Genomic DNA, 11,426 nt, shown 5'->3' on the forward strand with positions numbered 1-11,426 from the left:
ATTCAAACAGGACATTCGAGGACGAAAATGGGTCACTCGCTCCTCCTCATGCTCTGAAGCCATTTTTTCCAATAACCAAAAAGTAGGAATCGCACGTGGCGATTCCTACTATTGTTATGCGTGAACACATAAGTTTGGGTTATTAACTTGCGTTTGAATTATTTTGTTGCTGCTACTAAAGCTTCTTTAATTGCAGTAAGGTTTGTGAAGTCAACAACTTCTTTTTCACCATTTGCTGCTGTTTTTGTTGGTACGTTCGCGTGGAATTTTTGTGCTGCTGCTAATTTAGCAACTGCATCTAAGTTGTTGTAAGCTTCCACATTTAATGCTTTTAATGCTGGATCTACTGTTTTATAAACAAACGGTGTTTTAATTGCTTCGTTTACAGCTGAAATTAATCCGTCACGTTCACCAACTGCTAATGCAACTGCTGCTGCAACTGCTTCTTTAGTATCAAATTTTTCTTTTTTAGCTGCTAATACTAATTCTGCTACTTCTGCTTTGTTTGCTGCTGATAAATTAATGTAAGTTTCAGATGTACCGTTAGTTAATGAAATTACTGTTAAAGCTGAAGTCATTTCTGCTACAGTTTTTGCTTCATTTACAGCTGAAAGTTGTGCTAATGCATCTTCAGTTGTATTTACTTCACCGATTAAAGTATCAATTGCATCAGCTGTAGTTAAAGTAGCTAATTTACCTTCAGCAAGAATTGCTGCTTTGTAAGCTTTAGCATATGCTTCGTTTACTTTGTTAAGAGCTGGCTCTTGGTTTGCAGTACGGTGTGCTGTTTGTACATCTTGTAATAATTTTACAACTTCTGCTTCAGTTGTTTCAGCTTTAATTCCTTGTACAGCTGTAACTGTAGCTTCTTTTTGACCTGCTAATTTTGCAGAGTTCACTGTTGTAATAATTGTAGCGATGTCTTTACGTTGGTTTTTAGAACCTACAACTGCACCTTTTACCGCTGCACGGTAATCTGCTAAGAATTCTTCTTTTACTTCTTTAACATCAAATTCATCTTTAACAGTTACTGCTGATTCGTTTTTGTATTTTTCAACAAGTTTAGCCTCTAAAGCATCTAATTCAACTAAAGCTGTTTTTAATGTGTTGTTTGTAGTTGCTGCATCTACTTTTGCAAGTGCTGCTAGTACATCTAATGAATCATTTGCGTAACCTTTTTTGTCGAATTCATCTTTACCAGCTGTAGCGCCGTAAGTTGTTAATAATTCACGAGCTGCTTGGATATCAGCAGTTGCTAATGATTTGAATGCTTTATCGTATGCAGCACCAATTTTAGTTTCGTTTACTTGGTTGATTTTATCTTGTACATCTTTAGATGCTGTGATTGTAGCTGGCATAGCTTTTTTATATTCTGCAAACCACTCTTTATTCACTTGTGTGAAGTTAGCTTGTAATGCAGCTAAGAATTTAATATCGTTTGATTTTGCATCTTTTAAAGCTTTTACTAATTCTTCTTCTTTTACTTCTTCAACTTTTTCTTTGTTCACTTGATCAATGATTGGTTGAATATCGCTTAATTTTGTTGCTTTATCAGCTGAAATTGCAGCTTGGATTGCTGTTTTGTAAGCCCCAACTAAATCAGGGTTAACTGAAGCGATACTTGCAGCTTTTAATGCATCATATAGAGCGATGTCTGTTGAAGCATCTTTGATTGCTTTAAATTGATTTAATACGTCAAAGTTGTATTCAACGCCATCAATTGTCCAAATGCCAGTGAAGTCTGCATCTGTGATTGTTTTATCGAATGTGAATGCTACTGTTTTATCGCCAGCAGATACATCTACAGCTTTAACTGGTACGATGTTACCTTTACCGTCTTTTACTTCTACAGTTGCTTTTAATACGTCACCTTTTGGAGCAGCGATTGCTACTTCTACTACAGATGTGTTGATTGTTGTGATTCCTTCAACAACTAATGGTAATTTAACACCATCTTTGAATGAAAGTTTTTCGCCATCTACTGTTACAACACCGTTAGCAAGTTCTGCGTTGTTGTACCATTTACCGTCGAATTCTTTGATGCCTTCGTTTAATTTAGCGCCATCGTATAATTTTTCTTCAAAGATTACTAATTCAGCGTTTAAAGCTGCATCTTTGTAAAGTTCCTCATTGTATAATTTGTACCCTTTGTTTAATTTACCAGATACGTATAATTTACCATCAAGAAGTCCTGTAGATACTTTTTTAACGCCTTTTACGTAGTAAGCACCGTTATAAGTACCTGTTGTTACTTTTTTAACACCGTTTACGTAGTAAGCACCTTTATATGTTCCTGTTGCTAATTTACCATCTTTGTAGTATTTAGATCCGTAAAGACCTGTAGATACTTTTTTAACACCTTTTACGTAGTAAGCTTTGTTGTAAGTACCAGTCGTTACTTTTTTAGCGCCTTTTACGTAGTAAGCTCCTTTATATGTTCCTGTTGCTTTTTTACCTAATTTGTAATAAACCTTGTTTTTTAGACCAGTGAACTTTTTACCGTCTTTGTAAACTACTTTGTTATAAGTAACATAGCCTTTAGCGACTTTACCAGTTTTGGCAACAACTAGTTTGCCAGACTTGATTTTGTACTTGCTTGCTGCTGAAGCGTCAGTTGTTACTACAGCTGATGTTACTACTGAAGCTCCTAATGCTAGGGCTGCTGCAGTTTTAATTAATTTGAAATTACGCATAATTGAAAATCTCCTTTTCAGTCATAAATGTTATTTATTCGTAATACACTCGAGTGCATGAGAATAATACTAAACAATACCCTACATAAGTCCTTCATGTATCACTTATTGACTACTATATCATATCATTTCTTATTTTTTTAGCCTTTTTCTAAATTTCTTACTAAAACATAGAATAATAATTTATTTTACCTATTATTTTAATGATAAATATCATTAAAATACTATTTTATTTGTTTTTTATAATTTATTTTACTATTTTCTAAAAAATAATCATAAAATTACGATACTTTTCTACTTTTTATCAAAAAAATAATATTCGACAAACTTCGACTAAAAGTTATATTTTTTCACTTATGAATCAAACTGTTGTTTTTTAATAATGTCACTATCTATCGATTTAATTACAAATAAACGACTTGTTTCAGAAGTTTATTAAAAATGCTATTACATTCTTTTAACAAAAACACCTAATATTACTTATCAGTTACAGGTTCTTTAAAATTTATTACAATTCACTATTCTGTAAAAATGTTACTGGGAATTATGTTTTAATTGTATTGACTGTATTTCGAAAGGAGTGAATCCTTCATGGATTCAAAAGCATTACAAGCAGAATTATGTAGCATGATTCAGCAAGCCCCCGTAAAACCATCTGCACATCAATACATAGAATTAGCAAAACAAATACAAGGAAAAAATTATTCACGCCTTTTAAAGGAAGGTTTACAACATTATCCGTGTAACCATGAAATTCGTTCCTTATTAAAGGCTAAAAACGAAAAGACTTTTGTACTTCGCAAAATGATAAAAAAAATGATTGGTAAAAAAGCCGCGTCTCGTTTTTTCTATGAAAGCTGTATCAATTACTTGTTAAATATAGAAGAAAAGGCATTAGCTAAAAAAATTGCCATGCTTGGAATTGAGCAAAACAAAAAAAATATCCCTTATCTTCGTTTTGTTACGAAAAAAGCTATGCAAATCTTTGATTGGAAATGGGCTTCGCGATTATTCCCCTTGTTACATGATCAAGAAGTAACTACCACATCACTATATGATTATTCCGTTTGTTTACAATTACTCGGACAAAAGAAAGAGTCAAAACAACTCGTTGAAACGATAAGAAATGAGAAACCTGAAGAATATAGTAAGTTATTTAAAGACTCCTACCGAAAATATATTATTTTTAATAATGGTAAATCACGTATCGAACTATACAAACACCGAATACCTAATGAACGTGTCGTCGCAACATTTGATACGATTGATAAAACATGGCATGATATACCGTTCTCATTTAACTTAATTAAAAAGAATGATATGGACTTAGTTGCTTTACGCCGTGACCATGTGCGTAACTTTCACCAAGATTTATCTCGAGAAGATTATATCGACTCTACTTCACCTGTTTTCTCTACATATGAAGATAAGTTTGCTTATGGAACGAGTTTAGGTGGCTATGCTGCATTATACTTTGGCTCCCTTATATCAGATATTCGTATTTTAGCGATGGCTCCTAGAAACTCTGCTAATCCAGATTATGGTGCGCGTACCATCGTTGTAAAAGAGCCTTTTAAACATATTTCTCCACACCCTGTTTCACATAACTCAAATATTACGATTATATATGATCCGCAAAATTTAGTAGATGAACCTTATATCAAACATGAAATTTTGCCGTCTTATCCAAAAGCACGTATTTTACAAATTCCGTATGCTGGGCATCGCGTACCTCGTTTTTTAGCACAAACGAAACAATTAAAGCCACTTGTTATGGACTTTTTACAAAAGAAACCGTTAAAAGAAATCGAACGCGGCGCATTGCGTAAAAAATCATCTGAGTACTATTGGGTCGTTTCTGATTATTGCTTACAAAAAAATCATGCCAAATGGGCGCTTGATTTTGCGCAACATGCAAAAGAGATGATGCCTGATTTCGACCGTCCTTATGTATCAATCAGTAAAGCTTTAGTAGCTCTTAAAAGATTGAATGAAGCAATTGAATTTTCAAAAGAGGCTTACGATAAATTCCCTAAAGAATATAAATTTGCGATTCTATTAGCAGAAGCTTATATAGCGAATGGGAATCGCGAAGCTGCCATTAACGTATTAGAAGAATTCAGTTCACGTAAACAAGTTGCAAAAGTTAAAAAAATGTTAAGTAGATTGAAAAAAGATCTTATTCCCGTATAAAAAAGAACCTCAGATTTTAAAATCTGAGGTTCTTTACTGTCTATTCTGCTGCGTATGCAATGATTCCTTGCTCGTCATCCAGTTCAAGTCGAATACTTGTTGAGAATGGATTCATGTTTAAGTAATCTTCTACCCAAACACGAAGCGCTGAAATCATATTACCTTCTTTATACAGTGTTGACATGCCATTTGAGAATGCTTCTGCCTCAAAACCTAATTCGTCGTCATACATTAACTCTACTTCAACATCTTCAGGAATGATATTTTTCTCGCGTGCATGATATAAACAAATTGAGTTAATTACGTCTTGTTCTGGGATTACGATTTCCATGCTTTACGATCCTCTTCCTCTTTATCACGTTTGTTGTTACGGAACATTGATACGATTTTAGCGATTAACATAATAACGACTAGAATAGCGATTACGTTTACTAATAATCCTAAAATATTCCCCATAGCACCCATACCAGATAATAAACCACCGAATAATAACCCTGCTAACCCACCAAGCATTAAGCCTTTCATTAGGCCGCCTTTGTTACTTTTTTGCGCTGCTGATTGGTTTGTTGTTTTGTTGTTTATTGTATTTGATTTATTTTGTACATTTGAATTTGTGTTGTTATTTGATGGACTTTTGCTGACATTAAAGCCGCTTTTGCCTGATTTATAGCCACGCGCATCTGCTGTTAATGGTTGAGTGGATGATAGAACTGGTCCTACCGCAGCGAATGTTAATGTCGCTACAAAAAGTGCTGCAATTATTTTTTTCAATTGAAAAAAACCTCCTATAATGTATTTAACACTATCATATCATGAAATATATACTTTCCGAAATAATATGTATGGTTCCGTTTTCAATAATTGTCGAAAATTTGTCAAAACGCTTTTATTCCAAATTAATGGAAAAAACCATTTTTATATAGCAATTTTATGCATTGTTTACTATGATTAATAGTAAGCTTATCTATTCAGGAGGAATTCTTTTGACAACGAAACTTTCAATTCAACAACGTTTTGAAGCACTTGATCTTTGGCATAAAGTTGGTTTTCAATTTGTAAAAGCTGAAAACGGTTACGCTGAGATTCATCTACCATTTAAAAAAGAAATAGAAAATACAAGTGGGACATTGCATGGTGGTATTATCATGATGGCACTCGATAATGTAATGGGAATGGCAACGATGTCTGTTGGTTTTGATAATGTCCTAACGATTCAGATGGAAACGCGCTTTATTCGTCAAGGCGATGAAGGTATTCAAAAAATCACAGGTCAGGTCATCGAAAAAACACGTTCAACAGTTATTGTAGAAGGTCGTATTCACAATCCAGCTGGTGAATTGGTAGCACTTTGTACAGCTACATTCAAAGGCATTATCGAAAAATAACATGCAGTTAAAAAGGAGAAATCTAAGCGAGATTTCTCCTTTCACTATATAATTATACAAAAATTGGAGGTTTTAAAGATGAATCGACTCGACTTTTTATTAAAACAAGGAATCAAAGCATCACCTTCTGAAAGTTTACTGAACGTCACATTTAAAGAAGCGAATGAAGGACAGTCAACTTGTTATTGGCACATTACACCTGAACAACTAAACGGCAATGGTACAGTACTTGGCGGCTTTATTACTGCGGCTGCCGATATTGGTATGGCTTATGCTTTACTCAGTGTCGTAAAACCCGATATCGCCTTCACAAGTATATCCATTCAATCAACCTATCATCGCCCCGGTACAGTTGGCGAAGCAGAAATTCGTACAATCGTTAAAAAGTTAGGCAAGACGATTGCCTATGTGGAGTCAGAAGTATATCAGCGTAATCGTGTCATTGCGACGATTACTTCATCACTGATGCTTATTAAAGCATCTTAATTTCCAACGCGCATATAGGTGTACGTCGATTTACCTGTTGATGGCTTTATTTTCACATAATATGTTGAGCCTTTTTTCAATGTCGTTTTCGGTTGAATAACGAGTTGTTGAGAGGCTTTTTTGATGGTTACTTTTTGTGTTGTACCACCAATTTGCATGACATATACTTTTGCATTTTTCAACTTCGACCACGACAATATTTTCGAAGGTTTAACGGTCATCGTTTGCTTATGGTAAGACATGACATAGCTATTCATTTTTACACTACTTTTTGCGAGAGCCTTTTGAAGTAATGCTTTATGACTCGTCTGTACTTCTGCTCCAACTACTGTTTTAACATTTGGTGTAACACCCACGCGATGAATCTTTGTAAATCCTGTTCCAGTTGTTGGGCCGAAAAATTCTGCCATTGTTAATTTTAAATAGCCTTTATTATTTTTAAGTGGAAATAAGCCTTGTTGCACGCCTTTTCCATAGGTTTTTTGTCCGTAAACTGTCCCTAATCTTTGTCCCTTTACTGCTGCAGCCGTCATTTCTGAAGCACTTGCTGAATGCTGATCTACAAGAACTGCTACAGAACCATTAAATTGCTTTTTTTGTTTAACAGGTGGCTGATAGTAATAGGTTTTGTCCTTTGCGAATTTAATATAGTATGCGTACTTTGCCTTTTTAAACATACCAATTACTTTTTCAGCTGCTTCTACATCGCCTCCAGGATTACCACGTAAATCGAGAATCCAGCTATTCACATCTTTTAATTTCGCCATATGGTTTTGTAAGTCACGCGCACTATTCGATGCAAAACTATTAAGACGAATGTAACCAACACCTCCTGCCAGTCGCTTCGTTTCAACATTTGGTACATTTAGTTTTTGGCGTTTCATTGTGTACGACTTCGTTTGATTCGTTTTTGGGTTCAAAACTGTTATCGTCACATGTGTGTTCACCTTACCTGTCAATAAGGAAATAGCTTGTTCATACTTCATTCCTTTTAAATTTTTGTTATTCACTTTTGTGATGATATGCCCTGTTTGAATTCCTTGTTTTTTAGCTGGCGAATTGGCAACTACTTCTGTAATTTTTAATCCTTTTGTATGAGTTAGCACTGTAACACCCACTCCGACATAATTCATTTCGATACTATTGATGAATTGCTTCATTTGCGCAGATGTTAAATATTCTGAGTATGGATCGAGTTTACTCATTAATTGTTTAATTGTTTTTGCTTGTTGTAGCGTTTTGTCTGATACACCAGGATAGTAGACTTGTTTGACAATATTTTTGACCTCTGTAAGTGGCTCAGCCGCCTGTGCTGTAGGTGTTATGATGAACCCAATCCCCAAGAATACCGTTGTAAAGCTAGTTAAAAATTTCTTTTTCATTCAATCCCTCCGCTCTTTTCATGTAACGATTTTGACAAAAAATTTACTTAGTAATAGCTATTCCTATGCTATGATAGTATAGAATGCTAGTATGAAAGGTTTGAATCGATGAGAAAACTTTCAAATTTAGGGGCTATTTTTGTCCTAACAACCCTACTTGCTGCTTGTGGTTCCATTTCTTTAAATGGAAAGTATACAGCAAGAAATAATGACCACTCAATTGAAATGGACTTCAATGAAGATGCTAATCTTCTTACATTAAAAGATGGACAACATGAAACAATTAGTGAATACACTATTAAAGAAGGACAACTTCTGTTAAATGACAAACCGACTTATACAATTGTTGAAACAAATGCTAATACATATGAACTCTATCGAATTCAAGAGGATGGAACTATTAGCGACCAAGTGTCTTATACATTACAAAAGAAATAAAACATAAAAAACGATCTAAATAGGTTCTTTCATTTTTCTTTACAGTGAACCAATTTAGATTGTTTTCTTTTAAAAAAGTAAATATATTTTTTGAAAAATCATCAGGTGTTCTAAGTTATTAAAAGTAGCTTCATCATAATGTTTTTTTAAATAATATTGTTGATTTGCACGATAAATTGGATCTATATCAAATCGCTCCCAATCTATTACGTGATTAAGAAAATACCACGCATAAAAAAGACAGGCTAATTCAACTAATTTTTGATATGTATATGCTTTTAAAGGTGTAATTTGATGTTGCTTTAGACAAAAATCTAGCCACATCTTCCATTCGCCCTGTTCAAATGTAGATAGCTGTTTATGCATGTCGAATGCATTTGGTAACATTGTAATCCATTCTTGGACTTGATGTTGAATCAAAAAGTTTTTTCGTCTCTTCTTTTCATCTATGATCTTCTGCTCAATGTGAATAATTCCTTGTTTAAATTGTGTATAGAGTTTTAGAAAACATTCTTGTTCTTTTTCATACGTATATAATTGATATTCCTCTGTATAATTTTCACTCATGTATGAAACTTCTAATAAATTACCTAATCTACATAGTATATTCGATAAATCAAGTTCTCTTTTATACAAATCTTTTTGAAATATTACATCATACGATTCAAAGCCAATAAACCACGTTTTCTTCATCTAAACACCCCTTCGGAATAGATCTTTTTTCCATATTATAGTACTTAATTCATATTAAAACAACTAATTTATGGAATAAAATGAGCGTTAAGGTTCAAAAAAAGAGGCTGATTAATGGCCTCTTTCTTCACTGATGACGTATAACTAATACGTCACATTCTGCTGTGCGAACAATATTTTCTGAAACGCTTCCTAAAAGAAAACGAGCTGTCTTGCTAAGTCCAGATGCTCCACAAATAATTAAATCTGCGTTTACACGACGAGAAATCTCATGTGTAATCATTGTTCTTGGAGAACCTGCTTCCACAATAATATTTACATCTTCAATATCTGCTAGTTCTGCTTCATTATAACTATCCATTAAACTTTTTGAGAATACCTCTGCCTCTTGTTGAAGCTTCTCTGCATTATGCGCTTCAATGTTTGCCCATGTACGTGTATCAATTATATTCACGATATACAGTTTTGCTTTATTCGTTTTGGCAAGTACTACTGCACGATCTAGTGCTTTCTTTGCATTTTCGGAGCCATCCATTGCGATAATAATATTTTTATACATAGTCACACGATCCCCTCCTTAAATTAATGTATTCATTTTAACATTTTTCACCACGAAAAACAGCTATTCTATTGAAAACGAAGTACTAAGCAACCATCTTCTATCCAAAGTTCAGACACATGTTGTAAACCTTTAATTTTTCCTTCTCTTGGATGATGCGGATGATTGTCCCATGTCAGTAAAGATTCCTGTCCTTCAATCTCAAAAACATAACAGTGATTCGTCTTATGAAACATACGAATTAGATGAACAATATCACGAATACATGTATGACAGTGTGCCTCAGAAAAATCATCTGGTAAGCTCCCCCAGGCTAAAATAATTTCATCGGCGTCTTTAATTGCTAATTTAATCATATGCAGATTTTGTTTAATAATACTAAAATAGCGCATATTCTGCTCCTTCATATGTTCATCTAGTTGATGAATATGATTTTCTCGAAAAGGGAATAAATTAACAATATTCACTTTACCTATTTTATTTGGAAAGTAGTGGATCGCTTTTTGTATAACAGGATCTGCTAATGCTTCTTCTGTCGTTGTTGGATTTAACATAATAACTGTAACAGACTTATCCACTTCTGGGTCACAAATAACTTTTAAAAGATAACGTTCTTTTTCGTCATCCGAATAATACGTAACCCCTTGATATTCTCTCACATTCAACGCCACTTTCTTCATATAGAGCATCTCCCCTTTATAAAATTAATTATACAATATTTGACAAAATACTACTTGCTTTTTTACTACATTTCCTATACCCATAAAAAAAAAGTCCTCAATAGTTATTTGAGGACTTAATTTGTTTTTTCTAATGCTAAGCGAAGACCGAATAGTAATAAAACGATGCCTGTACAGCCTTGAATTGACTTTTGTACAGTTGGTCTTTTCAGCCACTTTGAAAACACATCAATTAAATAGACATATAATAAAAACCAAATAATCGTCATCACTGCATAGATGATTCCCATAACTGCAAATTGTAACATATGGTTATAATTTGGCTGCACAAATTGTGGCAAGAACGTTAAAAAGAATACGGCTACTTTCGGGTTAGATGCACATGTAATGAAGCCTTGTAAGAAAAAGGATTTTTCTTTCCCTTTTACGACAATTTCTTCCTCTGTCGGTGGATTTTTTAATGTGCGCAATGCACTAAAACCGATATAAATTAAATAAGCTGCACCTATGTATTTTAATATAGTAAATAATGTTGCCGACTGCATTAGTAGAGCCGATAATCCAAGAACTGCAGCACTTGTATGAATGAGTAGACCTGACACCGACCCCATCACTGTCTTAAAACCTGCTTTTTGTCCATACATAATCGAATTTTGAATGACCAAACTAGAGTCTGGTCCCGGCAAAATAATAAGTAAAAAAGACATCAATAAAAATGTCCCAAGGATCGCCATTTCCAACACTCCTTCTATTTTTTCATCATCATACCACATATTTTTCGAGCAAAACGCTATTTGAGAAAAGTAGTTCACTTGTTAGTTTGATAACGTTTTAGCATGGTAAAACGTTAAATATGCCCTTTTCGGTGAGCGGCGTTTCCATTTCGGAGGAGGAGATTCCCTTTCGCGCGCGGTTTT

Annotated in this window: 12 protein-coding genes; 4 read left to right on the top strand and 8 right to left on the bottom strand. The window is 34.0% G+C overall.

Annotated features, from left to right (window positions below; all coding sequences use genetic code 11):
• Positions 1-158 precede the first annotated feature (158 nt).
• Positions 159-2,693, bottom strand: a complete 2,535-nt coding sequence (locus tag KGI01_RS12335; protein ID WP_141274929.1) for a hypothetical protein — start codon at positions 2,691-2,693, stop codon at positions 159-161.
• Positions 2,694-3,284: 591 nt separating this feature from the next.
• On the opposite strand from KGI01_RS12335, the gene KGI01_RS12340 reads away from it, so the two are divergent.
• The gene (locus KGI01_RS12340) at positions 3,285-4,886 is read left to right on the top strand and encodes a tetratricopeptide repeat protein (RefSeq protein ID WP_141274930.1); all 1,602 of its coding nucleotides are present in this window, start codon (positions 3,285-3,287) and stop codon (positions 4,884-4,886) included.
• A 40-nt stretch (positions 4,887-4,926) separates the two neighbouring features.
• Here KGI01_RS12340 and KGI01_RS12345 read toward each other — a convergent pair whose 3' ends face one another.
• Together KGI01_RS12345 and KGI01_RS12350 are read right to left on the bottom strand one after the other, a co-directional pair.
• Entirely contained in the window at positions 4,927-5,217 is a 291-nt protein-coding gene (locus tag KGI01_RS12345) for a DUF2653 family protein (RefSeq protein WP_068455658.1), read from the bottom strand.
• Complete coding sequence (locus tag KGI01_RS12350) at positions 5,205-5,657, bottom strand: hypothetical protein (RefSeq protein WP_141274931.1); 453 nt, start codon at positions 5,655-5,657, stop codon at positions 5,205-5,207. Before KGI01_RS12350 ends, KGI01_RS12345 begins: the two co-directional genes overlap by 13 nt.
• A gap of 212 nt (positions 5,658-5,869) precedes the next feature.
• Here KGI01_RS12350 and KGI01_RS12355 point away from each other — a divergent pair, with 212 nt between their 5' ends.
• Together KGI01_RS12355 and KGI01_RS12360 are read left to right on the top strand one after the other, a co-directional pair.
• Complete coding sequence (locus tag KGI01_RS12355) at positions 5,870-6,271, top strand: PaaI family thioesterase (protein WP_141274932.1); 402 nt, start codon at positions 5,870-5,872, stop codon at positions 6,269-6,271.
• 78 nt (positions 6,272-6,349) lie between these two features.
• Positions 6,350-6,757, top strand: coding sequence for a PaaI family thioesterase (locus tag KGI01_RS12360; protein ID WP_141274933.1), 408 nt, complete (start codon positions 6,350-6,352; stop codon positions 6,755-6,757).
• Here KGI01_RS12360 and KGI01_RS12365 read toward each other — a convergent pair.
• Complete coding sequence (locus tag KGI01_RS12365; RefSeq protein WP_141274934.1) at positions 6,754-8,139, bottom strand: S41 family peptidase; 1,386 nt, start codon at positions 8,137-8,139, stop codon at positions 6,754-6,756. The two genes, KGI01_RS12360 and KGI01_RS12365, sit on opposite strands and share 4 nt — an antisense overlap.
• Before the next feature lie 108 nt (positions 8,140-8,247).
• Here KGI01_RS12365 and KGI01_RS12370 point away from each other — a divergent pair, with 108 nt between their 5' ends.
• A complete protein-coding gene (locus KGI01_RS12370; protein WP_141274935.1) occupies positions 8,248-8,577 on the top strand; it encodes a hypothetical protein in 330 nt (109 codons plus the stop codon).
• A 69-nt stretch (positions 8,578-8,646) separates the two neighbouring features.
• Here KGI01_RS12370 and KGI01_RS12375 read toward each other — a convergent pair whose 3' ends face one another.
• The 4 genes from KGI01_RS12375 to KGI01_RS12390 form a co-directional block, all read right to left on the bottom strand.
• Positions 8,647-9,270, bottom strand: a complete 624-nt coding sequence (locus KGI01_RS12375) for a hypothetical protein (RefSeq protein WP_141274936.1) — start codon at positions 9,268-9,270, stop codon at positions 8,647-8,649.
• Positions 9,271-9,397: 127 nt separating this feature from the next.
• The gene (locus tag KGI01_RS12380) at positions 9,398-9,829 is read right to left on the bottom strand and encodes a universal stress protein (RefSeq protein ID WP_307723186.1); all 432 of its coding nucleotides are present in this window, start codon (positions 9,827-9,829) and stop codon (positions 9,398-9,400) included.
• Positions 9,830-9,897: 68 nt separating this feature from the next.
• The gene (locus KGI01_RS12385) at positions 9,898-10,509 is read right to left on the bottom strand and encodes a DUF1643 domain-containing protein (RefSeq protein WP_170214792.1); all 612 of its coding nucleotides are present in this window, start codon (positions 10,507-10,509) and stop codon (positions 9,898-9,900) included.
• Positions 10,510-10,625: 116 nt separating this feature from the next.
• A complete protein-coding gene (locus KGI01_RS12390; RefSeq protein ID WP_087682296.1) occupies positions 10,626-11,243 on the bottom strand; it encodes a LysE family translocator in 618 nt (205 codons plus the stop codon).
• Between the last annotated feature and the right edge of the window lie 183 nt (positions 11,244-11,426).

It is taken from the genome of Kurthia gibsonii, from assembly GCF_006539985.1.
GTDB lineage: Bacteria > Bacillota > Bacilli > Bacillales_A > Planococcaceae > Kurthia > Kurthia gibsonii.

Coding starts and splice junctions, on each gene's coding strand:
- KGI01_RS12365 (WP_141274934.1), bottom strand. CDS start 8,139: ATGAAAAAGAAATTTTTAACTAGCTTTACAACGGTATTCTTGGGGATT.
- KGI01_RS12345 (WP_068455658.1), bottom strand. CDS start 5,217: ATGGAAATCGTAATCCCAGAACAAGACGTAATTAACTCAATTTGTTTA.
- KGI01_RS12375 (WP_141274936.1), bottom strand. CDS start 9,270: ATGAAGAAAACGTGGTTTATTGGCTTTGAATCGTATGATGTAATATTT.
- KGI01_RS12385 (WP_170214792.1), bottom strand. CDS start 10,509: ATGAAGAAAGTGGCGTTGAATGTGAGAGAATATCAAGGGGTTACGTAT.
- KGI01_RS12360 (WP_141274933.1), top strand. CDS start 6,350: ATGAATCGACTCGACTTTTTATTAAAACAAGGAATCAAAGCATCACCT.
- KGI01_RS12380 (WP_307723186.1), bottom strand. CDS start 9,829: ATGTATAAAAATATTATTATCGCAATGGATGGCTCCGAAAATGCAAAG.
- KGI01_RS12370 (WP_141274935.1), top strand. CDS start 8,248: ATGAGAAAACTTTCAAATTTAGGGGCTATTTTTGTCCTAACAACCCTA.
- KGI01_RS12340 (WP_141274930.1), top strand. CDS start 3,285: ATGGATTCAAAAGCATTACAAGCAGAATTATGTAGCATGATTCAGCAA.
- KGI01_RS12390 (WP_087682296.1), bottom strand. CDS start 11,243: ATGGCGATCCTTGGGACATTTTTATTGATGTCTTTTTTACTTATTATT.
- KGI01_RS12335 (WP_141274929.1), bottom strand. CDS start 2,693: ATGCGTAATTTCAAATTAATTAAAACTGCAGCAGCCCTAGCATTAGGA.